The organism is Streptomyces sp. NPDC093225 (assembly GCF_044753805.1).
In the GTDB taxonomy this organism is placed as follows: Bacteria; Actinomycetota; Actinomycetes; order Streptomycetales; family Streptomycetaceae; genus Streptomyces.
The window spans coordinates 51,438-77,358 of sequence record NZ_JBIVNX010000015.1 but is presented as its reverse complement, the minus strand read 5'-3'; the positions used below and the strand labels follow the sequence as shown (position 1 = coordinate 77,358).

Annotated in this window: 18 protein-coding genes and 2 pseudogenes; 4 read left to right on the top strand and 16 right to left on the bottom strand. The window is 73.7% G+C overall.

Going from position 1 to position 25,921, the window contains the following annotated elements; all coding sequences use genetic code 11:
• Positions 1–113: 113 nt before the first annotated feature.
• From topA to bldG, 7 genes are all read right to left on the bottom strand, one after another.
• Complete coding sequence (topA, locus tag ACIQCH_RS16365) at positions 114–2,978, bottom strand: type I DNA topoisomerase (RefSeq protein WP_402581342.1); 2,865 nt, start codon at positions 2,976–2,978, stop codon at positions 114–116.
• A 345-nt stretch (positions 2,979–3,323) separates the two neighbouring features.
• Positions 3,324–3,521 carry a hypothetical protein gene (locus ACIQCH_RS16360; protein ID WP_402581341.1) on the bottom strand — a complete coding sequence of 66 codons (198 nt, stop codon included), beginning with the start codon at positions 3,519–3,521 and terminating at the stop codon, positions 3,324–3,326.
• 138 nt (positions 3,522–3,659) lie between these two features.
• Complete coding sequence (locus ACIQCH_RS16355) at positions 3,660–5,237, bottom strand: methyltransferase (RefSeq protein ID WP_402581340.1); 1,578 nt, start codon at positions 5,235–5,237, stop codon at positions 3,660–3,662.
• A gap of 95 nt (positions 5,238–5,332) precedes the next feature.
• Complete coding sequence (locus ACIQCH_RS16350) at positions 5,333–5,899, bottom strand: small secreted protein (protein WP_402581339.1); 567 nt, start codon at positions 5,897–5,899, stop codon at positions 5,333–5,335.
• A 157-nt stretch (positions 5,900–6,056) separates the two neighbouring features.
• Positions 6,057–8,480 carry a sodium-translocating pyrophosphatase gene (locus ACIQCH_RS16345; RefSeq protein ID WP_402581337.1) on the bottom strand — a complete coding sequence of 808 codons (2,424 nt, stop codon included), beginning with the start codon at positions 8,478–8,480 and terminating at the stop codon, positions 6,057–6,059.
• Between the two features lie 764 nt (positions 8,481–9,244).
• The gene (locus tag ACIQCH_RS16340; RefSeq protein ID WP_402581336.1) at positions 9,245–9,679 is read right to left on the bottom strand and encodes an ATP-binding protein; all 435 of its coding nucleotides are present in this window, start codon (positions 9,677–9,679) and stop codon (positions 9,245–9,247) included.
• Between the two features lie 84 nt (positions 9,680–9,763).
• Complete coding sequence (bldG, locus tag ACIQCH_RS16335; RefSeq protein WP_402581335.1) at positions 9,764–10,105, bottom strand: anti-sigma factor antagonist BldG; 342 nt, start codon at positions 10,103–10,105, stop codon at positions 9,764–9,766.
• Between the two features lie 81 nt (positions 10,106–10,186).
• Here bldG and ACIQCH_RS16330 point away from each other — a divergent pair.
• Positions 10,187–12,641 (top strand): annotated as a pseudogene (locus ACIQCH_RS16330) (DEAD/DEAH box helicase).
• 21 nt (positions 12,642–12,662) lie between these two features.
• Here the strand turns inward: ACIQCH_RS16330 and ACIQCH_RS16325 are convergent.
• The 7 genes and pseudogenes from ACIQCH_RS16325 to ssd all read right to left on the bottom strand — a co-directional run bounded on the left by ACIQCH_RS16325 (position 12,663) and on the right by ssd (position 18,206).
• Positions 12,663–13,073: an Rv3654c family TadE-like protein gene (locus tag ACIQCH_RS16325; RefSeq protein WP_402581334.1), complete on the bottom strand. Its 411-nt coding sequence runs from the start codon at positions 13,071–13,073 to the stop codon at positions 12,663–12,665.
• Positions 13,070–13,462: a TadE family type IV pilus minor pilin gene (locus tag ACIQCH_RS16320; protein ID WP_402581333.1), complete on the bottom strand. Its 393-nt coding sequence runs from the start codon at positions 13,460–13,462 to the stop codon at positions 13,070–13,072. Before ACIQCH_RS16320 ends, ACIQCH_RS16325 begins: the two co-directional genes overlap by 4 nt.
• Entirely contained in the window at positions 13,449–13,661 is a 213-nt protein-coding gene (locus ACIQCH_RS16315; protein ID WP_030199591.1) for a DUF4244 domain-containing protein, read from the bottom strand. Before ACIQCH_RS16315 ends, ACIQCH_RS16320 begins: the two co-directional genes overlap by 14 nt.
• A gap of 132 nt (positions 13,662–13,793) precedes the next feature.
• Positions 13,794–14,603, bottom strand: a complete 810-nt coding sequence (locus ACIQCH_RS16310) for a type II secretion system F family protein (protein ID WP_402581332.1) — start codon at positions 14,601–14,603, stop codon at positions 13,794–13,796.
• Positions 14,600–15,019 (bottom strand): annotated as a pseudogene (locus ACIQCH_RS16305) (type II secretion system F family protein); the annotation flags it as partial. The gene ACIQCH_RS16310 and the pseudogene ACIQCH_RS16305, both read right to left, overlap by 4 nt.
• 914 nt (positions 15,020–15,933) lie before the next feature.
• Complete coding sequence (locus tag ACIQCH_RS16300; protein ID WP_402581331.1) at positions 15,934–17,079, bottom strand: TadA family conjugal transfer-associated ATPase; 1,146 nt, start codon at positions 17,077–17,079, stop codon at positions 15,934–15,936.
• Positions 17,076–18,206, bottom strand: coding sequence for a septum site-determining protein Ssd (gene ssd, locus ACIQCH_RS16295; RefSeq protein ID WP_402581436.1), 1,131 nt, complete (start codon positions 18,204–18,206; stop codon positions 17,076–17,078). Before ssd ends, ACIQCH_RS16300 begins: the two co-directional genes overlap by 4 nt.
• Before the next feature lie 563 nt (positions 18,207–18,769).
• Here ssd and ACIQCH_RS16290 point away from each other — a divergent pair.
• Positions 18,770–19,630, top strand: a complete 861-nt coding sequence (locus ACIQCH_RS16290) for an HAD family hydrolase (RefSeq protein ID WP_402581330.1) — start codon at positions 18,770–18,772, stop codon at positions 19,628–19,630.
• A gap of 394 nt (positions 19,631–20,024) precedes the next feature.
• Here the strand turns inward: ACIQCH_RS16290 and ACIQCH_RS16285 are convergent, their stop codons facing one another.
• Positions 20,025–20,855 (bottom strand): oxidoreductase, encoded by an 831-nt coding sequence (locus ACIQCH_RS16285; protein ID WP_402581329.1) that lies wholly within the window; start codon positions 20,853–20,855, stop codon positions 20,025–20,027.
• 102 nt (positions 20,856–20,957) lie between these two features.
• On the opposite strand from ACIQCH_RS16285, the gene ACIQCH_RS16280 reads away from it, so the two are divergent.
• Positions 20,958–21,989: an ATP-binding protein gene (locus ACIQCH_RS16280; RefSeq protein ID WP_402581328.1), complete on the top strand. Its 1,032-nt coding sequence runs from the start codon at positions 20,958–20,960 to the stop codon at positions 21,987–21,989.
• Here the strand turns inward: ACIQCH_RS16280 and ACIQCH_RS16275 are convergent.
• Positions 21,961–23,268, bottom strand: coding sequence for a hypothetical protein (locus ACIQCH_RS16275; RefSeq protein ID WP_402581327.1), 1,308 nt, complete (start codon positions 23,266–23,268; stop codon positions 21,961–21,963). The genes ACIQCH_RS16280 and ACIQCH_RS16275 overlap by 29 nt on opposite strands.
• Positions 23,269–23,479: 211 nt before the next feature.
• Here ACIQCH_RS16275 and ACIQCH_RS16270 point away from each other — a divergent pair, with 211 nt between their 5' ends.
• The gene (locus tag ACIQCH_RS16270) at positions 23,480–25,915 is read left to right on the top strand and encodes a bifunctional SulP family inorganic anion transporter/carbonic anhydrase (RefSeq protein WP_402581326.1); all 2,436 of its coding nucleotides are present in this window, start codon (positions 23,480–23,482) and stop codon (positions 25,913–25,915) included.
• Positions 25,916–25,921: the final 6 nt, after the last annotated feature.

Genomic DNA, 25,921 nt, shown 5'->3' with positions numbered 1-25,921 from the left:
GCCCGCGTCACAGGTCCGGCCCGTGTCCGCGGGGAGCCGGTCCCGGCCCTGCGGGAACGCCGAGGGCCCCGGGAGCCGGGTGGCTCTCGGGGCCCTCGTTCCGCCGGAGCGGGTTACTCGTCCGTCGACGGGGCCGCGGCGGTCTTCTTCGCCGCGGTCGTCTTCTTCGCCGTCGTCTTCTTGGCCGCCGCCGCCGTCGTCGTCTTCTTGGCCGCCGTCTTCTTCGCCGCCGCCGTCTTGGCGGTCGCCGTCTTGGCGGTCGTCGTCTTCTTCGCGGTGGCCTTCTTCGCCGGCGCCTTCTTCGCGGTCTTCTTGGCGGGCCCCTTCGCCCGCTTCTCCGCGAGCAGCTCGAAGCCGCGCTCCGGCGTGATCGTCTCGACGTCGTCGTCGCGCCGCAGCGTCGCGTTCGTCTCGCCGTCCGTCACGTACGGACCGAAGCGGCCGTCCTTGACGACCACCGGCTTCTCGCTGACCGGGTCGACGCCCAGCTCCTTCAGCGGCGGCTTGGCCGCCGCCCGTCCGCGCTGCTTCGGCTGGGCGTAGATCGCCAGCGCCTCGTCGAGCGTGATCGTGAAGAGCTGGTCCTCGGTTTCCAGGGACCGCGAGTCCGTGCCCTTCTTGAGGTACGGGCCGTAGCGGCCGTTCTGGGCGGTGATCTCCACGCCCTCCGCGTCCGCGCCCACCACGCGCGGCAGCGACATCAGCTTGAGGGCCTCGTCGAGCGTGACGGTGTCGAGCGACATGGACTTGAAGAGCGAGGCCGTCCGGGGCTTGACCGCGTTCTTGCCGGTCTTCGGGGTGCCCTCGGGCAGGATCTCGGTCACGTACGGGCCGTAGCGGCCGTCCTTGGCCACGATCTCGTGCCCGCTCTCCGGGTCCTTGCCCAGCGGGAACTCGCCGCTCGGCTTGGAGAAGAGGTGCTCGGCGTACTCGACGGTCAGCTCGTCGGGCGCGAGGTCGTCGGGCACGTCGGCCCGCTGATGGCCCTCCGCGTCCTTCTCGCCGCGCTCGACGTACGGCCCGTAGCGGCCCACCCGCAGCACGATGCCCTCGCCGACCGGGAAGGAGGAGATCTCCCGGGCGTCGATCGCGCCGAGGTCCGTGACCAGCTCCTTCAGGCCGCCCAGGTGGTCGCCGTCGCCGTTGCCGGCCTCGGCGGCGCCGCCCGCTGCCTCACCGGAGCCCTCGCCGAAGTAGAAACGCTTCAGCCACGGCACGGACTGCGCCTCGCCCCGCGCGATGCGGTCGAGGTCGTCCTCCATCTTGGCGGTGAAGTCGTAGTCGACCAGCCGGCCGAAGTGCTTCTCCAGCAGGTTGACCACGGCGAACGACAGGAAGGACGGCACCAGGGCCGTGCCCTTCTTGAAGACGTAGCCGCGGTCCAGGATCGTGCCGATGATCGACGCGTACGTCGACGGACGGCCGATCTCGCGCTCTTCGAGCTCCTTGACCAGCGAGGCCTCGGTGTAGCGGGCCGGCGGCTTGGTGGCGTGGCCGTCCGCGGTGATCGACTCGGCGGCCAGCGCGTCGCCCTCGGCGACCTGCGGCAGCCGGCGCTCGCGGTCGTCGAGCTCGGCGTTCGGGTCGTCGGCGCCCTCGACGTACGCCTTCATGAAGCCGTGGAAGGTGATCGTCTTGCCGGAGGCCGTGAACTCGGCGTCCCGGCCGTCGGCGGCCCGGCCGCCGATCCGCACGGTGACGGAGTTGCCGGTCGCGTCCTTCATCTGGGAGGCGACGGTCCGCTTCCAGATCAGCTCGTAGAGACGGAACTGGTCGCCGGTCAGACCGGTCTCGGCCGGGGTGCGGAAACGATCACCCGAGGGGCGGATCGCCTCGTGCGCCTCCTGCGCGTTCTTGACCTTCCCGGCGTAGACCCGCGGCTTCTCCGGCAGGTAGTCGGCGCCGTACAGCTGCGTGACCTGGGTCCGGGCGGCGGTGACGGCCGTCTCGGACAGGACCGTGGAGTCGGTACGCATGTACGTGATGAAGCCGTTCTCGTACAGCTTCTGCGCCACCTGCATGCAGGCCTTGGCACCCAGGCCCAGCTTGCGCGAGGCCTCCTGCTGCAGGGTGGTCGTACGGAACGGGGCGTACGGCGACCGGCGGTACGGCTTGGACTCGACGGAGCGGACCGCGAAGGACGTGTCGGCGAGGGCGGCCGCCAGGGCGCGCGCGTTCGCCTCGTCCAGGTGCAGCACGTCCGCGCCCTTGAGCTGGCCGTTCGGGCCGAAGTCGCGGCCCTGCGCCACGCGCCGGCCGTCGACCGTGTTCAGGCGCGCGACCAGCGAGGACGGGTCGCTCGGGTCACCGGCGCGGCCGGTGGAGAAGGTGCCGGTGAGGTCCCAGTACTCGGCGGAGCGGAAGGCGATGCGCTCGCGCTCGCGCTCGACGACGAGGCGGGTGGCGACGGACTGGACGCGGCCGGCCGACAGCCGCGGCATGACCTTCTTCCACAGGACCGGCGAGACCTCGTAGCCGTAGAGGCGGTCGAGGATGCGGCGGGTCTCCTGGGCGTCGACCATGCGCTGGTTCAGCTCGCGCGGGTTGGCGACGGCGTCCCGGATCGCGTCCTTGGTGATCTCGTGGAAGACCATCCGGTGGACGGGGACCTTGGGCTTGAGGACTTCCTGGAGGTGCCACGCGATGGCCTCGCCCTCGCGGTCCTCATCGGTGGCGAGGAAGAGCTCGTCGGACTCCGCCAGCAGCTCCTTGAGCTTCCTGACCTGGGCCTTCTTGTCGGCGTTGACGACGTAGATCGGCTGGAAGTCGTGCTCGACGTCCACGCCGAGGCGACGGACCTCGCCCGTGTACTTCTCGGGCACCTCCGCCGCGCCGTTCGGGAGGTCGCGGATGTGCCCGACGCTCGCCTCGACGACGTAGCCGGGGCCCAGGTAGCCCTTGATCGTCTTCGCCTTCGCAGGAGACTCGACGATGACGAGTCGGCGGCCGCCCTTTGCGGTCTCGCTAGTCGGGGACAACTTGGCTCTTCTCTCCGGTCGGCACTCGGTCGCAGTACGGCGACGCTGCGGAGTGTGACGGTACAACCCGCCCCCGTGTCAAACAGCGGAAGCCCGCAACGGCCACTCGAACGGTAACCCGACTAGTGCCCTTCCTGCCGCCCGGATGCCGCCGCATCCTCCCGGAGTGCCCGATCCGGGGACCTCCCGGCGGTCACCCGGCGGCCATCCGGCCGCCGCCCGCGCGTCGCCCGCCGGACGCCCGCCCTCCCCTGGTAGGAACCCCGGTCGGGCCTGCGTACGGGCACCTGGGCGCCCGGCGTACCGGCGCCCCGCACCCCGCCCGGGGACGCCCGCGGGCCGCCCTCAGACGTGCGCGAAGCACCACACGCCGAGCGCCAGGAACACCGCTCCGGCCAGTACGGCCAGCGGGACCGCCACCGCGGGGCGCACCCCTTCGGCGACCGGCGCGCGGTGCATCACACGCGCCCCCGTCCAGAACAGCAGCGCGGCCCCGAACACCGTGAACACGGCTCCGGCGAAGATCGCTGGCCCACTCTCCATGCCACTCCCCCCTTCCCCTGCGGGGAGCCTGGCACTCCCGGGGGTACGGCACGCGAACCCCGGGTGAACGGGGCGCGTACCGCCGCACGGGCCCCGGGGGACGTACCGCCGGAGGGGCCGGGTGCGTACCGGCGCGGGTCAGCGGTCCGCGGGCTCCAGGAAGCCCTGCTCGACGAGCAGCCGGATCGCCTCCGGCGTCCGGTCCCGCAGCACGACCGGGTCCTGCTGCATCAGCTGCGCGATCGCGTCCAGGATCCGCCCGGCGGTCAGCGAGCCGTCGCACACGCCCGCGAAGCCCGCTCCGACCGTGTCGACCTTGGTGGCACGCCGCATGCCGCGGTTCTGCCGGAGCACCACGTGCTCGGGGTCTTCGGCGCCCGGCAGGCCCACCTGTTCCTGGACCACTTCCTCGACGATCCGGAAGCGTCCCTCCAGCAGCGCCGCGTCGTCGTGCTCCCGCAGGTAGTCCTGGCGCTCGAAGTGGGCGCGCACGGTGTCGCCGAGCGGCTGCTCGACCGGGTGCGGCCACTCCTCGACCACGATCGAGGGGCGGTCGGCGTCCGTACGGCGCAAGGTGATCCAGCCGAAGCCCACGGCCTTGGTCTTGCGGGCCTCGAACTCCTCGAGCCACTGCGCGTACCGCCGCTCGTAGGCGGCCGGGTCGTCCCGGTGGTCGCCCGCGTCGCGCAGCCACAGCTCGGCGTACTGGGTGACGTCCTGCACCTCGCGCTGCACGATCCACGCGTCGCAGCCGCGCGGGACCCAGGAACGCAGCCGGTCGTGCCAGTCCTCGCCCTCGACGTGCTGCCAGTTGGCCAGAAACTGTGCATAACCGCCGGGGTTCAGGTGGGCGCCGGCCTGCTGCACGAGGGTGCGGCAGAGGTCGTCGCCGCCCATGCCGCCGTCCCTGTAGGTGAGCCGGGCCCCCGGGGAGATCACGAACGGCGGATTGGACACGATCAGGTCGTACGTCGTGTCCCCGATCGGCTCGAACAGCGACCCCACCAGCAGTTCGGCGGCCGGGGCCGCGGACAGTGCGAGGGTCAGCCGGGTGAAGTCGAGGGCCCGCGGGTTGACGTCGGTGGCCGTCACGCGGGTGGCGTGCTGCGAGGCGTGCAGCGCCTGGATGCCCGATCCGGTGCCCAGGTCGAGGGCCGAACCGACCGGGGTCCGCACGGTGATTCCGGCCAACGTGGTGGACGCTCCGCCCACACCGAGGACCACGCCCTCCTCACGGCTGCCGATGCCGCCGGCGCCGCCGACCGCGCAGCCGAGGTCGGAGACGATGAACCAGTCCTCGCCGTCGGGACCGCCGTACGGGCGTACGTCGACCCGGGCCCGCACGGAGCCCTCCCCGGGCGCGTCCCCGCCCGGAGCGTCATCCGCGGGGCCGTCGCCCGCCGCACCGGCACCGGCATGGGCACCGGCGGGTACGCGCTCCAGCCAGCCGTCGGCCAACGCGTCCTCCAGCGGCAGGGCGGCCGCGGCGGCCGACGCCGGGACGGCGTGCTGGAGCAGGAACAGCCGGGTCAGCGTGGCGAGCGGGCCGTCCCCGCGGGTGGCGCGCACGGCCGGCACCGTCTCGGCGCGGGCCAGGGCGGCGTACGCGGGCGCGCCGAGCAGGTCGAGCAGCCCGTCCGCGGTGAATCCGGCGGCGAGCAGGGCCGCGCGGAGCGGGGCGGCGCGGTCGGGCGAGGGCAGGCTGGTGGTACTCACCCGCCCATTGTGGCCGCTCCCGCCGACAATCCGTGCGACCGGCCGCGCCCCGGGGCCGGAGCGGCGCACGGCCGGCCCGGAGCGCCGCGCGGGCGTCAGCTCGTCGCCGGGGCCGGCGACTCGGTGCGCTGGCAGCTCTTCTGGTTCTTCATCGCCTTGCCCAGCTCGCCGGACTGAAGCTTCGTCAGCGCGTCGTTGCCGCTCTTGCTCAGCTTGTCCAGCTCGGCGGCGATGCCCTTGAGCCCGTCCGCGAACGCGGCCTGGTCCTTGGCGTCGAGGCCGTCGACGCGCTTCTTGAGGTTCGCGTAGGACGTGGCGATGCCGTTGAGCTCGGCGACCGCGTCGTCCTGGGTCTTCTGGCCGTCCTTGACCGGCGGGGTGCCGGAGTTCGCGACTCCGTTCGCCATGGCCTTGTAGGCGTCGGACATCTGCTGGAAGGCCGTCGAGTCCGTCTTCTGGACCACGTCCGCCTTGCTCTGGTCCGTGGCCTCCTTCTGGATCGAGGTGTTGGCGTCCACGATCTTCTTGACCTGGGGCTGCACCTGGTCGCAGACCTTCTTGGCCCAGTCGTTGACCTTCTTCTCGCCGTCGTCCCCGCAGCCGGACAGCACGAGTACCAGCACCGCGCTGCCGGACAGCGCCGTCGCAAGCTTCTTGTTCACCGGATCGGTCCCTTCCAAGGCTCTCTCGGCCCCGGAAGATACACCCCGCACCTTGACGGGTGATGCGAAGCGGGGGGGGGGGGGGGGGGGGGGGGGCCCCCCCCCCCCCCCCCCCCCCCCGCTCGCAAAACCCCTGATGGGAGGGGGTGTCAGGGGGTTACGAGGAGACCGCGGTGGCCGGGTCGGGCTGCTGGCCCACCCGCTCCGCCGCCCCGCCGGCCGCCTCGCCGTCGGACTCCTCGTCGCCGACCGCGATGCCGCGGCGCTTGGAGACGTAGACCGCACCGATGATGACGAGCAGCGCGATGGCGGCGACGACGGCCCGGACGCCGGCGTTCGCGTCGACCCCGTAGCTGAACTGGACGATCGCCGGGGCGATCAGCAGGGCCACCAGGTTCATGACCTTCAGCAGCGGGTTGATGGCCGGGCCGGCGGTGTCCTTGAACGGGTCGCCGACGGTGTCGCCGATGACGGTCGCGGCGTGGGCCTCGCTGCCCTTTCCGCCGTGGTGGCCGTCCTCGACGAGCTTCTTGGCGTTGTCCCAGGCGCCGCCGGAGTTGGCGAGGAACACCGCCATCAGGGTGCCGCAGCCGATGGCGCCCGCGAGGTACGAGCCGAGCGCGCCGACCCCGAGGACGAAGCCCACCGCGATGGGGGCCATGACCGCCAGCAGACCCGGGGTGGCCAGCTCGCGCAGCGCGTCCTTGGTGCAGATGTCGACCACGCGGCCGTACTCGGGCTTCTCGGTGTAGTCCATGATCCCGGGGTGCTCGCGGAACTGCCGGCGCACCTCGAACACCACGGCGCCCGCGGACCGCGAGACGGCGTTGATCGCCAGCCCGGAGAAGAGGAAGACGACCGCGGCGCCCAGGATCAGGCCGACGAGGTTGTTGGGCTGCGAGATGTCCAGGCTCAGGCCCGACTCGCCGGCCTTGGCCGACACCTCTTTGACCGCGGTGGCGATGGCGTCGCGGTACGAGCCGAACAGCGCGGCCGCGGCCAGCACCGCGGTGGCGATGGCGATGCCCTTGGTGATGGCCTTGGTGGTGTTGCCGACGGCGTCGAGGTCGGTGAGGACCTGGGCACCGGCGCCCTGGACGTCGCCGGACATCTCGGCGATGCCCTGGGCGTTGTCGGAGACGGGACCGAAGGTGTCCATGGCGACGATGACGCCGACGGTGGTCAGCAGGCCGGTGCCGGCGAGCGCGACGGCGAACAGCGCGAGCATGATCGAGGTGCCGCCGAGCAGGAACGCCCCGTACACGCCGAGGCCGATGAGCAGCGCGGTGTAGACGGCCGACTCCAGGCCCACGGAGATGCCGGCGAGGACGACGGTGGCCGGGCCGGTCAGGGACGTCTTGCCGATGTCCCTGACGGGGCGCCGGTTGGTCTCGGTGAAGTAGCCGGTGAGCTGCTGGATGAGGGCGGCGAGCACGATGCCGATGGCGACCGCGACGAGCGCGAGGATCCGCGGGTCGCCGTCGTGGGCGGTGATCGTGGACTCGGTGACGCCCTTGAGGTCCGCGTACGAGGACGGCAGGTAGGCGAAGACGGCGGCGGCGACCAGCGCCAGCGAGATCACGGCGGAGATGAAGAAGCCGCGGTTGATGGCGGTCATGCCGCTGCGGTCGGAGTGGCGGGGGGCCACGGCGAAGATGCCGATCATCGCGGTGAGCACGCCGATGGCGGGCACGATCAGGGGGAACGCCAGACCGGCGTCGCCGAAGGCGGCCTTGCCGAGGATCAGGGCGGCGACCAGCGTGACGGCGTACGACTCGAAGAGGTCGGCCGCCATCCCCGCGCAGTCTCCGACGTTGTCGCCCACGTTGTCGGCGATGGTCGCGGCATTGCGCGGATCGTCCTCCGGAATGCCCTGCTCGACCTTGCCGACCAGGTCGGCGCCGACGTCGGCGGCCTTCGTGAAGATGCCGCCGCCGACACGCATGAACATGGCGATGAGGGCGGCGCCGAGGCCGAAGCCCTCCAGGACCTTCGGCGCGTCCGCGGCGTAGACGAGGACCACGCAGGAGGCGCCGAGGAGGCCCAGGCCGACGGTGAACATGCCGACCACGCCGCCGGTGCGGAAAGCGATCTTCATCGCCTTGTGCGAGACGGCGGTGAGGTCCTTTTCGGGTTCGCCCTTGCCGGGAGTGGCCTCCCGCGCGGCGGCGGCCACGCGGACATTCGCGCGGACGGCGAGCCGCATGCCGACGTAACCGGTGATCGCGGAGAAGACCGCGCCGATCAGGAAGAAGGCGGAACGCCCTGCGCGCTGCGACCAGTTGTCGGCGGGAAGCATGAAGAGCAGGAAGAAGACCACCACGGCGAATACGCCGAGGGTGCGGAGTTGCCGTCCGAGATAGGCGTTGGCGCCTTCCTGGACCGCGGCCGCGATCTTCTTCATGTTGTCGGTGCCCTCGTCGGCCGCGAGCACCTGGCGCACCAGGAGCTGGGCCACCACGAGGGCGGCCAGTGCGACGGCCGCGATGACGTACACGATGAGCCGGTTGTCATCCGTGAGTACCGCAGCCGCGAGCCCGGCGGTGTGGGCTGGCTCGAGAGGGGTGAAGAGCCCCGTCATTCGTCCTCCTTGACGTGAAGAGCTCAAAAGATGTGGACGGATTGTAGGGAGCGCCACCCGATCAAAACAGTACGCGGGAAACGGAATTGGCCTCCTCCTGCTCCTCAGCAAATGATCGCGTCACGCCATTACGCTCGAAAGCGGTAATGGGGCAAACACATTGACGGCTGGTCAATGATCTAGGTAAATGAAAAAGGCCCTGCTCAGCAGGGCCTGAATAATGATCGGGAAGTCTGAGGAGTTCGGGTCACTCGAGTGGGTCAGCGTACGGACGCGAAGGGACCCCAGTACGCCGTCCGGGGCGGCCCCGCGCCCGAAGTCGGCGGAGTCGGCACCCCGGTCGGGGGCCGGGCGGCCGTCGCGGCGCGGGGCGTGCGGCCCCGACGACACGGCGGCGGGCCGACACCGGAGCGCGGGACGCTTCGGCAGCAGGACGCGGCGCTGCACGGCGCAGAGGGCCCACGCCACGCCGCAGGACGTGGGGCGGCATCGCTGCGCGGAGACGCGGGACGGCACGGCGGCGCGTGGCGGCGTACGGCGCGTGGCGGCGTACGCCACAGGCGGGCGTACGGCGCGTGGCGGCGTACGCCACAGGCGGGCGTACGGCGCGTGGCGGCGTACGCCACAGGGGCGTACGCCACAGGACGGCGCACGGCGCGGGCGTGGCGACGTACGGCCGCGTGCGGGCCGTGGAAGCCCGCACCCCGGCAACCCGCCCGGCGAGTGCCCGGGAACCCGGGCACCGCGAGGCGGGGCGGGTGGGCTCAGGCCGGGTGGAGTTCGGCGTCCGCGGGGGTGGGCCAGCTCATGCGGATGACCCCGCCGGAGGCGTCGCGGGTGACCTCGACGTCGTCGACGAGCCCGCTGATGACCGCGAGGCCCATCTCGTCCTCGCCCTCGGCGTCCGCCTCGGCGGCGCCGTCACTGCCGGCACCGGCTCCGCCGGGGCCGGGGAGCTCGTCGCCGACCTCGATGGAGAACACCTTCTCCTCGTCCGTCAGCACGACCCTCACGGGCGCGGTCACACCGGCACTGCGGTGCAGCCCGACGGCACGGGAGCAGGCCTCGCCGACCGCGAGCCTGACCTCGTCCAGCACGGCCTCCTCCACCCCGGCCCGGCGCGCCACGGCGGCCGCGACCAGGCGGGCCGTGCGGACGTGCTCCGGCTGGGCGCTGAAACGGAGTTCAACGGTGGCCATGTGGTCCCCCTCGGACGTACGGCGTGCTGTACAGGGGCTCGGGCCTGCACGGCCCGATGCCCCCGCTGCTGAATCCGGGTGAGGTCAGTCGGTGGCGCTGACCGCGTCCTCCACCGTGGTGTGGATGGGGAACACCTTGGTCAGGCCGGTGATGCGGAAGATCTTCAGGATGCGCTCCTGATTGCAGACCAGCCGCAGCGAGCCCTCGTGTGCGCGGACGCGCTTGAGGCCGCCGACCAGCACGCCGAGGCCGGTGGAGTCGAGGAAGTCCACCCCCTCCATGTCGACCACGAGGTGGTAGCTGCCGTCGTTCACCAACTCGACCAACTGCTCGCGCAGCTTGGGCGCGGTATACACATCAATCTCGCCACCGACCGCGACGACCGTGCGGTCACCGACAGTGCGGGTCGACAGGGACAGGTCCACGGATCCTCCAGCACCTTGCTATCGAGCGGCGCCCCCCAGGGGCCTCCCCATCCGAAGGTAGGGGACGGATTGGCAGCCGCGATGGCATTCAATCACTTACCGGCAGGCGTGCACGACGCCTTCGGACCCATTGTCCCGCATGCCGGTGACACACTCAGTTCCAATGGCCAGTACTCACCGCCCCGGTCGCCGCACGGCAGCCGCGCCCACACGACCCGCCCCCGGCACGGTTCTCGACCGGCTCTCAAGGGGGCCGGGCCGCGCTGATCGCATCACCCATACGGAGCATCTGCCCCCTCGGGAGGGCCGTCATGCCGTCTGGCCCGACCGCATTCGAACAGACGTCGTCGCGGCCATCCGGGCGTCCGGGATCGAGCACCCCTGGGCCCACCAGGCGGAGGCCGCCGAGCACGCCCTGGACGGCGCGTCCGTGGTCGTGGCGACCGGCACCGCCTCGGGCAAGTCGCTGGCCTACCTGGCGCCCGTCCTGTCGGCCCTGGCGGACGGCGCCGGCGCGCCGAACGGCCGCGGCGCCACCGCCCTGTACCTGGCGCCCACCAAGGCGCTGGCCGCCGACCAGCGGCGCGCCGTGGCCGAGCTGGCCGGCCCGCTGGGCAGCGCGGTCCGCCCGGCCGTCTACGACGGGGACACGCCGGTCGAGGAACGCGAATGGGTGCGCCAGTACGCCAACTACGTCCTGACCAACCCCGACATGCTCCACCGGGGCATGCTCCCGGCCCATCCGCGCTGGTCCTCCTTCCTGCGCGCGTTGCGCTACGTGGTCATCGACGAGTGCCACAGCTACCGGGGCGTGTTCGGCTCGCACGTCGCCCAGGTCCTGCGTCGGCTGCGCCGCCTGTGCGCCCGGTACGGCGCCGATCCGGTGTTCCTGCTCGCCTCGGCCACGGCCAGTGAGCCCGCGGTGGCCGCGAGTCGCCTGACCGGCGTACCGGTCACCGAGGTCACCGACGACGCCTCCCCACGGGGCGAGGTGGTCTTCGCCCTGTGGGAGCCGCCGCTGACCGAGATGGTGGGCGAGAAGGGCGCGCCCGTCCGTCGTACCGCCACCGCCGAGACCGCCGATCTCCTCACCGACCTGGCCGTGCAGGGGGTCCGCACGGTGGCCTTCATCCGGTCCCGGCGCGGCGCGGAGCTCATCGCCCTGATCGCCCAGGAGCGGCTGGCGGAGGTGGACCGCTCGCTGGCCCGGCGGGTGGCCGCGTACCGGGGCGGCTACCTGCCCGAGGAGCGCCGGGCCCTGGAGCGCGCCCTGCACTCGGGCCAGCTGCTGGGCCTGGCCGCCACGACGGCGCTGGAGCTGGGCGTGGACGTCGCGGGCCTGGACGCCGTCCTGATCGCCGGGTACCCCGGCACCCGGGCCTCCCTGTGGCAGCAGGCGGGCCGGGCCGGCCGGTCCGGCCAGGGCGCCCTGGCGGTGCTCGTCGCGCGCGACGACCCGCTGGACACGTACCTCGTCCACCATCCCGAGGCCCTGTTCCGGCAGCCCGTCGAGGCCACCGTGCTGGACCCCGACAACCCGTACGTGCTGGCGCCCCACCTGTGCGCGGCTGCCGCCGAGCTGCCGCTGACCGAGTCGGACCTGGCCCTCTTCGGCCCGGCCACCACCGACCTGATGCCCCAGCTGGAGGCCGCGAAGCTGCTGCGGCGGCGGTCCACGGCCTGGCACTGGACGCGCCGCGAACGGGCCTCGGACCTCGCCGACATCCGCGGCGGAGGCGGCCGCCCCGTGCAGATCGTGGAGGCCGCGACCGGGCGCCTGCTGGGCACGGTCGACGAGTCCGCCGCCCACTCCGCCGTCCACGACGGCGCGGTCCACCTGCACCAGGGCCGCACCTACCTGGTGAAGCACCTGGACCTGGAAGACTCCGTCGCCCTCGTCGAGGAGGCGAGTCCGCCGTTCTCGACCACCGCGCGGGACACCACGTCGATCTCCGTGCTGGAGACCGAGACCGAGATCCCCTGGGGGGACGCCCGCCTCTGCTACGGGTCGGTCGAGGTAACCAACCAGGTGGTCTCCTACCTGCGCCGCAAACTGATCACCGGTGAGGTGCTGGGCGAGGCCAAGCTGGACCTGCCGCCCCGCACGCTGCGCACGCGGGCCGTGTGGTGGACGGTGACCGAGGACCAGCTCGACGCCGCCCGGATCAACCCGGAGATCCTCGGCGGCGCCCTGCACGCCGCCGAGCACGCCTCCATCGGCCTCCTCCCGCTGTTCGCCACCTGCGACCGCTGGGACATCGGCGGCGTCTCCGTGCCGCTGCATCCCGACACCCTCCTTCCGACGGTCTTCGTGTACGACGGCCACCCGGGCGGCGCCGGGTTCGCCGAACGCGCCTTCCGCACCGCCCACGCCTGGCTCACCGCTACCCGCGAGGCCATCGCCGCCTGCGAGTGCGAGGCGGGCTGCCCCTCCTGCATCCAGTCCCCCAAGTGCGGCAACGGCAACGACCCCCTCCACAAGCGGGGCGCCGTCCGCCTCCTCACGGAACTCCTCTCCGCCGCCCCACCCCCCTGACCCACAGCCCCGGCCCGGGGGTCACCGGACCCACCCCCCCGGCCCGTCCCGATCCGTTCCGCCGACGAGGGGCCGAACGGCTGAGCGGACCGCGTTCGGGAGGGCCTCCGGGGGGCCGGCGCGAGCCCGGACGACGGGTGCGTACGGCCCCAGGGCGACGCCGGCCGCCACTTCGACCACCTCGCCCGGAGCGGAGCAGGCGGTGAGCTCGGCGCCCTGGGCACGGGCCACCCGCCGGGCCGCCGCGCAGGCGGCCGGCTCCCCGCCCTTCCAGCTGGCGGCGGCCGCGAGGGCCGCCAGGTCCGCCGCGGCACCCGCCCGGTGCCGGGCCACCACGACCTGCCCGAGGGCGAGCACGCCCCCGAACACGGCGCACAGCACCCCCGCCACCACGACCGCCCACACGGTCGCCGACCCCCGGTCGCGGCTCACGGCACCGCCTCCGCCCCGGGATCGCCGACCGCGTCCTCCGCCAGGGCCACGGCCGCGGCGCCCACGCGCACCGGCAGGATCCCCGGCCCTGGTGCGGGCGCCTCCACCCGCACCCGCCAGAGGTCCCCGTCCCGCACGAGTTCGACCCGCGCCCCCTCGGGAGCGGCGGCCCGGGCCGCGGCCACGGCTGCCGCGGGCGGCTCCGACCGGGCAGCCGCCCGGGCCCCGGCCCTGGCCGCGTCCACGCAGCGGATCTGCGCGGCCGCCGCCATCAGGGCCCAGACGAGCAGCGCCGCGAACAGCACCAGCGCGGGCAGGACGAGGGCCGCCTCGGCCGTGACGTACCCGCGGTCGGCCCGCGCACCGACCGCCCCCTCAGAACGGCGCATCGAGGGCCTTCCCGATCGTCGCGGCGATCGCCGACGACACCGTGTCGCTGGTGACCACCTTGTAGAGCACCACCGCGAACGCGGCCGCCGCGATCGTGCCCATGGCGTACTCCGCGGTGGTCATGCCCGCTTCCCGGCGCCCGCGCCGCAGGGCCGCCCGCACGCGCCGCCCGATCCACGTCCGCTGCCAGATCTTCATGTCGTACTCCCTTTGGTTCGCGATGTGTTGTTCGGATGTGTTGGTCGTCTTCTGATGCACCGTCGCCGACGGCTCGCCCCGCCGGAGCGAGGAAGCGGGCCGGACGGACGTGCGCGGGGTCCGGTCGCACGGTCAGCGGGAGGCGAGCAGGCCCGAGGCGAGGCCGATCACCACCGGAGCCACGCCGACCGCGAGGAAGGCCGGCAGGAAGCAGAGGCCCACCGGGGCGGTGATCACCACCGCGGCCCGCTGGGCCCGGGCGACGGCGGCGCGGGAACGCTCCTCCCGGAGCCCCGCGGCCAGCCGGGACACCGGCTCGGCGGCGGGCGCCCCCGTCCTGGCCGCGCGCTCCAGGCAGTCGGCCAGCGGCCGGGCACCCGGTATCAGCGCGAGCCTCCCCCACGCCGCGCGCGGGTCGCCGCCCAGCCGCACCTCGGCCCCGGCGCGGGCGAGGCACTCCCCCACGGGGCCGCCCATCGACTCGCCGACCACCTCCGCCGCCTCGCGAGGCCCCGCGCCTGCGGCCAGGCAGGCGGCCAGCAGATCCGCGGCGAGCGGGAGTTGGGCCGCCGCCTCCTGCACGAGGGAACGACCGCCCCTCCGACCGCTCCCGCGCCCCGGCCACCACCCCTCGCCCTGCCCCGCGGGGCCGGCGGGCCACCACCGTCCCCCCGTACGCCGCCCCCGGCCCACCGCCCGCCACGGCCTCCGGGGCCGCTCGTCCGCGAACTGCACCGACCCGCCCGGACCCGCCGCCCCCGGACCCGGCTCCCCGGACACGCCTCCCCGACCCCCGCGCACCAGGAGTCGGTCGAGCCGGCGGCGCGTGCCGCGCTCGCGGATCCGCGCCGTGAGCAGGCCGGTCAGGGCCGTGCCACCGGCCGCGAAGGCCGCGTACTCGCCGAGCGTCCCCAGGCTGTGGACGAACTCTGCTGCCGTCATGACCGTTCCCCCGTCCGTACGATCCGTCGGACCCAGCACAGGCCGAGCCCCTCCAGCAGCAGGCCCGTCAGCAGGCAGCCCAGCCCCGCGGGCGAGTGCAGCAGCACGCGCAGCGGATCGGCCCCGAGCGCGCTGCCCATCAGCACACCCGCCACCGGCAGGACGGCCAGCACGACCGCGGTCGAACGCGCCCCCGCCAACTGGGCGTGCAGGGAGGCCCGCTGGTCCCGCTCGGCCCGCAACGCCCGTTCCAGGCGGTCGAGTCCGGCCGCGAGGCCGGCACCGCCGTCCACGGAAACCCGCCAGCAGGCGGCCATCCCGGCCAGCCCCTCCGCGCCGGGCGCCCGGGCAGCCGCCCGCAGCGCACCCGGTACGTCCCCGCCGAAGGCGGCCGCCGCCAGGACCCCCGACTCCGCGCCGTCGTCCGCGTCCACGCCAGATCGGTGCCGGAAGGCCGCGGGCGCCCCGGGATGCCGCCCGGCCAGGTTCGCGACGGCGGAACCGCCCGCCGACCCCGTCGGCCCCGACCGACCCGCCGCGACCGACCGGCCCGCGCCTGGGAGCACCCCTCGACCCCACCGGGCCACCGCCCACCGACCCGAATATGGCCGAAACCGATCGCCCGAGCCCCTCCCGACGCCACCGGCAGGTCCACCCACGCCCCCGGAGCCGGGCCCCGGTCCCCTGACCACCGCCGAGACCTCCTCGGAGCGGCCGGGGACACCACCCGCGCCGCCACCACCGGATCCGCCGCCGGCACCCGCGGTCCGGCCGAATCCGCCGGCCCACCGGACAGGCTCACCGACCGACCCGGTACGACCGGCACCCCGAGGGCCCGCGCCCCCACCCGCCCCGGTCCCGGGACCGAGGCCCTGGCCGTCCGGCGGGCCGGGATCCCGGCGCCGGTCGGGACCGACCCCCGCCGCACAGGAGCGGAAGGCGGCCGTGAGGGCCTGGCCCGGGTGTGAACCGGACCGCAGCTCGGCGGCCGCCGCCGCGCACAGGGCGATGACGCGGGTCACGCGTGCGGCGCGCTCGCGCTCCGCCTCCCGGGTCCGCAGCCAGCGGCGCGCCAGCGGAACGGCCAGCGCCCCCGCGCACACCGGCAGCGGAGACCGCCCGGCCACGCCGACCAGCAGGCCCGCACCCAGACAGGCCCACTCACGCCGCCTCCGCAACCAGACCCCGGCCGCGGCCGGCCGCCGGTGCCACGACGCCCGCTCCGGCGGGCCGCCCCCGAAGAGCCGTCGCGCACGCTCGGGCAGCGACCTGTGCGCCGCCGGCAGCCAGACCGCCAGGCCCGCGCAGAGCACGGCGGCCGCCCACCCGGTCATCGCAGACCTCCCAGCATCGGCCGCAGCCGCTCCCAGCCCGGCTCACGGACGAACCCCCGGGCCGCCCAGCGCAGTGCGGGCAGCGTGACGACCAGACCCGCCGGGTCCCGCTCGAGGACGTGCACCTCCGCCACCCGCCGGCGCCCCTCCCGGTCCCGCACCAGGTGCACGACCACCGACAGGGCGGCCGCCAACTGGCTGTGCAGGGCGGCCCGGTCGAGCCCCGCAGCCGTACCGAGGGCTTCCAGCCGGGCGGGGACGTGCGCCGCCGCGTTCGCGTGCACGGTCCCGCAGCCGGCATGGCCGGTGTTGAGGGCGGCGAGGAGGTCGGCCGCCTCGGCCCCGCGCACCTCGCCCACCACCAGCCGGTCCGGCCGCATCCGCAGCGCCTGCCGGACCAGGTCGGCCAGGGTCACCAGGCCCGCCCCCTCCTGGTTGGCCGGCCGGGTCTCCAGGCGGACCACGTGCGGATGGTCCGGCCGCAGCTCGGCGGAGTCCTCGGCGAGCACGATCCGCTCGCCCGGCCCGACCAGCCCCAGCAGCGAACTCAGCAGGGTGGTCTTGCCGGAACCGGTCCCGCCGGACACCAGGAAGGACACCCGGGCCTCCACGAGGGCCCGAAGGATCCGCGCCCCGCCCGGCGGCAGCGTCCCGGCCTCCGCCAACTCCTCCAAGGTGAAGGCCCGGTGGCGCACCACCCGCAGCGACAGGCAGGCCGAGCCCACCGCGACCGGGGGCAGCACCGCGTGCACCCGCGTACCGTCCGGCAGCCGGGCGTCCACCCATGGCCGGGCGTCGTCGAGCCGCCGGCCGGCGACCGCGGCCAGCCGCTGGGCGAGCCGCCGCACCGCGTCCGCGTCGGGGAACGCCACCCGCGTCAGTTCCAGCCCGCCGCCGCGGTCCACCCAGACCCGGTCCGGGGCGGCCACCAGGACGTCCGTCACGTCCGGGTCCGCCAGCAGCGCCTCCAGCGGTCCGGCGCCCACGAGTTCGGAGCGCAGCTCACGGGCGGCCCCCAGCACCTCCGCGTCCCCCAGCAGCCGCCCCTGGGCCCGCAGGGCCGCCGCCACCCGGGCCGGGGTGGGATCCGCGCCGCTCTCCGCGAGCCGCTGGCGCACGGCGTCCAGCAGTCCGGTGCTCATGCCGCACCTCCGCCGGCCAGGGCCCGCTCCCAGAACCCGGCGCTGAACCGGGCCAGCGGCCCCCGCGCCCGCGCGCCGGGCGGCTCGCCCGGCTCCTGCTCCAGTCCGGCCTCGGCCGGGACCTCCCCCGCCAGCGGCAGCTCCAGCAGCCCGGCCACGGCCGGCGGGTCGAGCCCCGGCGGGCAGGGTCCCCGGACCACCACCCGAAGGTCGCGCGCCACCGTCCCGGCGGCCCCGGCGACCCTGCTCGCCGCGGCCACCGCCCGCAGCTCGGCCGGCACCACCAGCAGCACGAGGTCGAGCTGGGCCAGCGCCTCCGCCACCCCCTCGTCGACCCGGCGCGGCAGGTCCACCACCACGACCCCGCCCCGCCGGCGCGCCGCGGCCAGCACCGAGCGCACGGCCGTGGGCGGCACCACCACCCGGTCCCCGCGGTCCCAGCTGAGCACCCTCAGGGCGTGCAGCTCCGGCAGGGACTCCTCCAGGGCCCCGGCTGCGACCCGGCCGCGCGAGCCCGCGAGGTCCGGCCAGCGCAGGCCCTCGGCGTGCTCGCCGCCGAGCAGGACGTCGAGGCCGCCGCCCATCGGGTCCCCGTCGATCAGCATCGTCCGCTCGCCCGCCCGGGCGGCTCCCACCGCCAGCGCGCAGGCCAGCGTGGACGCCCCGGCCCCGCCCCGGCCGCCGATGACGCCCACGGCCAGGGCCTGCCGGCCGGCGCCCTCCGCCAGGTCCGCGATCCGGTCGACGAGCCAGGCCTCGGCGTCGGGCAGGCGCAGTACCTGCTCGGCACCGATCTCCACCCCGGCCTGCCACACCCACGGGTCGTCCTGCTCCCGGCCGACCAGGAAGACCCCGGCACGGCGCGGAGCGCCCCGCACCCGCCCGGCCGCGTCGTCCCCGACCAGAACCAGCGGGGCCGTCTCCCAGGCGGTCCGGTCCGCCGCTGCGGGGCCCGGCGGCCCTCCGCTTTGCTCCGGCACCGAGTGGTGCACGCGGGGTTCGGCGCCCGCGGCCGCACACAGCCGCAGCAGGTCGTCGAGGAGGTCCGGGTCCTCGGTGATGATCAGGGGTGCGCCGCCGCGGTCGGGGGCGTACGCCCGGAACCCGCCGTCCGCCCGGTTCTGCACCGGCCCGACGCGGCCCCGGACACCCTCCTTGATCGACACGCCCGCGCGGGCCCCGCCCGCCGACCGCCCCTCACGTCGCTCCCGCGACTCGCGCGACTTCGTTCCGGCCACGATCTCCGCCCCCTTCTCGCTGCAAATCCCACAACCGCGGACTTCGCGGTCGGAATCACCGTGCAGCGATCCGGAAAAAGATGTGGATCTTGCTCGAAAACTGTGGACAACTCCGCGCCTGTGAATAACTCGTTCACCCATTCCGGGTGCGTTCCACTGCGCGGTGGAACCACTACGGACCGTCACGGGTCCAGAGGGGTGAAGAGCGTGGCCGCGAGGTAGCCCGAGCGGCAGAGGGGAGTTGAAATCGATCGCACCGGATCGAGGGAACGGACGAAAATGCGTCCGGACATGCGACGACCCCCGCCGGGGGGGAGAGCGGGGGTCGTCCCCACGGCCGACTCGGGGGGGGAGGAGTCGGACCGGGTTAGCACGGTCGCGAACGATCCGTGACTTCCATGGTGTACCCGAGAGCCTTCTCAAGCAAACCCACGCGCCCCACCTTACGCCGAATGGTGGGCGCATATGCTCGGGGCGTGGAAAACCACTCCTTGCCCCGCACCGCCGCCTTCTTCGACCTGGACAAGACGGTCATTGCGAAGTCCAGCACGCTGACCTTCAGCAAGTCCTTCTACCAGGGCGGCCTCATCAACCGTCGCGCCGTGCTGCGGACCGCCTACTCGCAGTTCGTGTTCCTGGCCGGCGGCGCCGACCACGACCAGATGGAGCGGATGCGGGAGTACCTGTCCGCCCTCTGCAAGGGCTGGAACGTCCAGCAGGTCAAGGAGATCGTCGCGGAGACGCTGCACGATCTCATCGACCCGATCATCTACGACGAGGCCGCCTCCCTCATCGAGGAGCACCACACCGCGGGCCGCGACGTCGTGATCGTCTCGACGTCCGGTGCCGAAGTGGTCGAGCCGATCGGCGAGATGCTCGGCGCCGACCGCGTGGTCGCCACCCGCATGGTCGTGGGCGACGACGGCTGCTTCACGGGCGAGATCGAGTACTACGCCTACGGGCCGACCAAGGCCGAGGCGGTGCGCCAGCTCGCCGAGTCCGAGGGCTACGACCTGGCCCGCTGCTACGCGTACAGCGACTCGATCACGGACGTCCCGATGCTGGAGTCCGTCGGCCATCCGCACGCGGTCAACCCGGACCGGGCCCTGCGCCGCGAGGCCCTGTCCCGCGAGTGGCCGGTGCTGGTCTTCAACCGACCGGTGCGCCTCAAGCAGCGACTGCCCGGCCTGTCGATGCCGACCCGCCCCGCACTGGTCGCGGCGGCGGCCGTCGGTGCGGCCGCGGCCACGGCCGGCCTGGTCTGGTACGCGAGCCGGCGCCGCGCAAACGCGCTGGCCGCGGCGACTTCCTGAGAACGGGTGCCCCCCTTCGGGCGCCCCGCGTCTTCAGGTCTGACCTGCGCGGACACCGACTGTCCGATTCACGCCGACCGTCCGGAAAAGTAAAGAAAACGGGGCTAGGGGTTCCGCTTCACTCCCGGCAGAGGTACAAAGGATTCACGGCCCGCGAGACCGAAGAACATCCGAGAGGATCATCTTTAGAACGCAGGAAGGCCCCACGGACCGATTGCATGAACGCCGAGCACCCACGCGACGTCGACCCTTCGATTAAGGGCCGCCCGCACCAGGCAAGGGCAAAGCATCCCGGCCTGATGGGCACGTATCGAGGACGCTTGGTAACTGGGCGTGAATGCCAGCGGCGACACCAGAGCAGTACGGGTGTCGCCGCAACCCTGTGCGGGCCCGCTTACGCCGCGCCGCGCTGCAGCGCTTCGCAGACCGCCGTCGACTCGCGCATCCCGAGCTCGACCGCCCGCCCGCAGTGCGCGATCCAGGCGGCCATGCCCTCCGGGGTCCCGGAGACGTACCCCTCCAGCGCCGCGCGGTAGGCGGCCGCGCCCAGCTCCGCGTGCCCGACCTCGGCCGGGCAGACGGCCTTCGGGTCCAGACCGCTGTTGATCAGCACGATGCGCTCGGCGGTCCGCGCCACCAGTCCGTTGTGCGAACCGAACGGCCGCAGCGCGAGCAGCTCGCCGTGCACCACGGCGGCGGTCACCAGCGCCGGCGCCGAACTCCCCGCCATGACCAGGCCCGAGAGCCCGTCCAGTCGCCCGGCCACCTCGTCGGCCGCGGGCAGCGGCAGGTCCACCAGCGGCTCGACGACGGGCTCCCCCGCCAGTCGCGGCCGGCCGATGACGCCGTCGTCCGCCCCGGTGCCCGCGCCGCCGGCCGCCACCAGGTGCAGCCGTGCCAGCACGCGCAGCGGGGACTGCCGCCAGATGGTGAGCAGTTGGCCCGCCTCGGCCGCCAGCCGCAGCGCGGCGCCCACGGTGCGCGCCTCGTCGTCGCCGCCGAAGTCGGTGCGCCGCCGCACCTCCTCCAGGGCCCAGTCCGCCCCGGACAGCGCGGCGTTGCCCCGCGCGCCGCGCAGCGCGGCCTCGGCGGTGATCTCCGCGCTGCGCCGCCGCATCACGCGGTGCCCGTAGACCCGGTCGACGGCCTTGCGCATGGATTCCACGGACTCGGCGACGCCGGGCAGCTGGGCCAGGGCGGCGAGCGGATCGGCTGACGTACTCATAAGTAGGGAGCCTACGCACCCATAGCACCGCGCCCGGCCCCGAGTGGCCTTCTTCACTCGGTTCGACCACGCCGAGCGATCGAGTCGCTACCCTTTGTGAACATGAAGATCGCTTTCGTAGGAAAGGGCGGCAGCGGCAAGACCACGCTGTCCTCCCTCTTCGTCCGCCACCTCGCGGCGACGGGCGCCCCCGTCGTGGCGGTGGACGCCGACATCAACCAGCACCTGGGCGCCGCCCTCGGCCTCTCGGACGAGGAGGCCGCCGCACTGCCCGCCATGGGCGCGCGGCTGCCGCTGATCAAGGAGTACCTGCGGGGCGCGAACCCGCGGATCGCCACGGCCGACTCGATGATCAAGACGACCCCTCCCGGGACCGGCTCGCGCCTGCTGCGGATCCGCGAGGACAACCCGGTGTACGAGGCCTGTGCCCGCACGCTGCGCCTCGACGGCGGCCCGGTCCGACTGATGGCCACGGGCCCCTTCACCGAGGCCGACCTGGGCGTGGCCTGCTACCACTCGAAGGTCGGGGCGGTGGAGCTGTGCCTGAACCACCTGGTGGACGGCCGCGGCGAGTACCTGGTCGTCGACATGACGGCGGGCTCCGACTCCTTCGCGTCGGGGATGTTCACCCGGTTCGACATGACCTTCCTGGTCGCCGAGCCCACCCGCAAGGGCGTGTCGGTCTACCGCCAGTACAAGGAGTACGCGCGGGACTTCGGCGTGGCGCTGAAGGTCGTCGGCAACAAGGTGCAGGGCCCGGACGACGTGGACTTCCTGCGCGCAGAGGTCGGGGACGACCTGTTGGTGACGGTCGGGCACTCGGACTGGGTGCGCGCGATGGAGAAGGGGCGCCCGCCGCGGTTCGCGCTGCTGGAGGCCGCCAACCGGGACGCGCTGGCCGCCCTGCGGGAGGCGGCGGACGGCTCGTACGAGCGGCGGGACTGGGCGCGGTACACCGAGCAGATGGTCCATTTCCATCTGCGCAACGCCGAGAGCTGGGGCAACGCGAAGACCGGGGTCGACCTGGCGGCGCAGGTCGACCCCGGCTTCGTCCTTCACGAGCGGCTCGCGGAGGAGGGCGCCGACGGCCTCGCCGGCGCGGCGGTCAGCCCTCTTCCTGTTCCTGCCGGCTGACGGCGGGGGCTCCGGGCGCGGCCGGCGCGGCGGCCGGGCCCTTGGTCATGAACGTCGGCCAGCCGTCCTTCGGCGCCTCGCCCACGTCCAGCGTGCGCAGCCGCTCCAGGGCCTTCGGGTCCTGCACGTCGAGCCAGTCGACGAGTTCCTTGAAGGGCACGCAGCGCACGTCGGGCTGGGTGCAGACGCTCTTGATGGTCTCCTCGACGGCACGCATGTACGTGCCGCCGTTCCACGACTCGAAGTGGTTGCCGATGATCAGCGGCGCCCGGTTGCCCCGGTAGGTCCGGTCGAAGGCCTTCAGCAGGCCGTCGCGCATCTGGTCGCCCCAGTACTCGTGCTGCGAGGGGTCGCCCTGGGTGGTCGTGCCGGACTGGTTGACCAGGTAGTTGTAGTCCATCGAGAGCGTCTCGAAGGCCCGGCCGGGCATGGGGACCAGCTGGAGGGGCACGTCCCACAGGCCCTCGGTCTTCTTCGGCCAGACCTGCTTGCTGATGCCGCTGGAGTCGTAGCGGAAGCCCATCGTCTTCGCGGCCAGCATGAAGTTCTTCTGTCCCTCGAGGCAGGGGGTGCGGGCGCCGATCAGCTCCTTGTCGTAGTCGAAGGGCAGGGCCTTCTCCTCCTTCAGGCCGGAGTTGGTCTTCCAGCTCTTGACGAAGGACTTGGCCTGGTTGATCTCGCTCTTCCACTCCTCGACCGACCAGGTGCCCACGCCGCCGTCCGGGCCGCAGAAGTGCCCGTTGAAGTGGGTGCCGACCTCGTTGCCCTCCAGCCAGGCGCCGCGCAGCTGCTCCGCGGTGTCCTTGATGCCCTGGAGGTCGCCGAAGCCGATGTCGGAGCGCCCGGGGTCGTGCTGCGGGGCGGTGTACAGGTCCCGCTTCTCCTCGGGCAGCATGTAGACGCCGCTGAGGAAGTACGTCATGCGGGCGTGGTACTTCTTCCCGACCTCGCGGAAGTGCGAGAAGAGCTTCTGGCTGTCCTCGCCGGCACCGTCCCACGAGAAGACCACGAACTGCGGCGGCTTCTCACCGGGCTTCAGCTTCTCCGGCAGCGCCACGTTGGGCTGCCCGCCGGTGTACGAGGTCGAGCCGTCGCCGAGCAGCCTGAGGACGCTGCCCGGTGCGGGCGCGGCGGGCGCGCCGGGTCTGCCCCCGGCGCCCGCGCCCGGATGCCCGGCGGCCGGGCGCTTGGCGGGTTCCGAACTGCTGCAACCCGCGACGCCCAGCGCCAGCGCCGTGGCCACCAGGCCGCCGGCGATCTTCTTCGAGGCGGCCATCATCCGCCCACCCTCTTCCTTGCCGTGTTCCGCGTTGGGGTGGCGCCGTCTCGGCGCGCGTCCGCAACGTCCCACGCAAGGAAGCCAAACGAAGATATGACAAGCCGGACAAAATGCTTAATCACCCGAGAGGGGGAACTCTTCATCCATTTGCGGCTTATATCCCACTAGGTTCTTTACTCTCCATTACGGTTCATTTACCGACTGTTGAGCTTTGCTTGGGAGGAGCCGTGCACCCGTGCCTGATCGCCCGTCTGATCTCTCCGCGTCGATCGCGGTCTTCCTGATCGCCCTGCCGCTCTCGCTGGGCATCGCCCTGGCCACCGGAGCCCCGCTCCAGGCCGGGCTGGTCGCCGCAGCGGCGGGCGGCATCGTGGCCGGCCGGTTCGGTGGCGCGCCGCTGCAGGTCAGCGGCGCCTCGGCCGGCCTCACCGTGGTCACCGCCGAGCTGATCCACCGCTACGGCTGGCGCACCACCTGCGCCGTCACCGTGCTGGCCGGCGCGGCGCAGCTGGGTCTTGCCCTGCTGCGCACCGCCCGCTCCGCGCTGGTGGTCAGTCCCGCCATCGTGCACGGCATGCTCGCCGGCATCGGCGTCACGATCGTGGTGGCCCAGCTCCACATCGTGCTGGGGGGAACGCCCCAGAGCTCCGCGATCGCCAACGTGCGGGAGCTGCCCGCCCAGCTGGCCGACCTCCACCCGGGAGCGCTCGCCGTCAGCGCGCTCACGATCACCGTGCTGCTGGCCTGGCCCCGGCTGCCCGGGCGCGCCGGACGGCTGCTGCGCAAGGCACCCGCCCCCCTGGCCGCCGTGGCCCTGGCCACGGCGGCGGCCGCCGCGGCCGGGCTCGGCCTGCCGCGCGTCGACCTGCCGTCCTGGCGCAGCCACGCCCTGCCGGAGCTCCCCGACGGCCCCGTGCTGGGCATCCTCGCCGCCGTGGTCGCCGTGACCCTGGTGGGCAGCGTCGAGTCCCTGCTGTCCGCCGTGGCCGTCGACAAGCTCATCGCCGCCGAGCGGGCCACGACCGACCGGCCCCGGCGCGCCTCGCTCGACCGCGAGCTGCGCGGCCAGGGCCTGGCCAACATGGCCTCCGGCGCGCTGGGCGGGCTGCCGGTGTCGGGTGGCGCCGTCCGGAGCATCACCAACGTCAAGTCGGGCGCCACGAGCCGGCGTTCGACCATATGGCACGGCGTGTGGGTGCTGCTGGCGGCGGCCGTGCTGGTGCCCGTACTGGACCTGATCCCACTGGCCGCCCTCGCCGCGCTGGTCCTGGCGGTGGGCGTACAGATGGTGAACATCACCCACATCCGCAACGTCACGCGCCACCGCGAGGCCCTGGTGTACGCGGTGACGACGGTGGCCGTGGTCCTCGCCGGCGTGCTCACCGGCGTCGCCATCGGCATCGGCGTGGCGATCGCGGTGGCCCTGAACCGGCTCGCCCGCACCCGCATCACCCTGGAGGCCCACGAAGGGGTCCACCGGGTGCGCGCCCGCGGCCAGCTGACCTTCCTGGCGGTGCCCCGGCTGAGCCGGGTGCTGGGCCAGATCCCGCAGGACGCCGACGTCGTACTCGAACTGGACGGATCCTTCATGGACCACGCGGCATACGAGACCCTCCAGGACTGGGAGGACGCACAACTCGCCCACGGGGGCCGGGTCACGGTCACCGGCCGCACCCCCCACCCCGCCGCCGGAGTCGCCGAGCCGGCGGCGGCCGGCGGGGCCCCGGCCGGCAGGGGCGCGCACAGCGCCAAGGGCCCGCACCACTGCTGCCGTCCGTGGACGCCGTGGCACGCGGTGCAGAACCACTGCGAGCACCGCAGAGCCCCCGCCGCGGCGCCGCGCCACCGCGCGGGCCAACTGGCCACCGGCATCAGCGCGTTCCAGCGCGACACGGCCCCGCTGGTGCGCGGCGAGCTGGCACGGCTGGCGCGCGAGGGCCAGCAGCCCTCCCAGCTCTTCCTGACCTGCGCCGACTCCCGCCTGGTCACCAGCATGATCACCGCCAGCGGCCCCGGCGACCTGTTCACCGTGCGCAACGTGGGGAACCTGGTGCCGCTCCCCGGGTCCGAGTCCGGGGACGACTCCGTGGCCGCGGCCATCGAGTACGCGGTGGACGTGCTGCAGGTGGAGAGCATCACGGTCTGCGGCCACTCCGGCTGCGGGGCGATGCAGGCCCTGCTCACCACGCCGCCGGACCTCCCCGCGACCCCGCTGCGCCGCTGGCTGCGGCACGGCGCCCCCAGCCTGGAGCGGATGTCGAGCCGCCACCACCGCTGGGCCCGGATCTCCGGCCGGCTCCCGGCGGACGCGGTGGAGCAGCTGTGCCTGACCAACGTCGTCCAGCAACTGGAGCACTTGCGTGCGCACGAGTCGGTCCGGCGCCGGCTCGCCGAGGGCACCCTCGAACTGCACGGGATGTACTTCCACGTGGGCGAGGCCCAGGCGTACCTGCTGGCGGAGGCCGACGGCTTTTTCGAGCCGCATGTGTTCACCAGCGTGGATCCGCACGACACCGCCTCCGACCTGCCCGGGAACCCCCATGCGGCCCCTGCCGGCAACCCGGCCGCGGCCCGCGCCGGTGCGGGCCGGACCGAAGCGATCCGGCCGATCGAGCGGGACTCGGCACTTGAACAGGCCACCGCCTGAACCGGA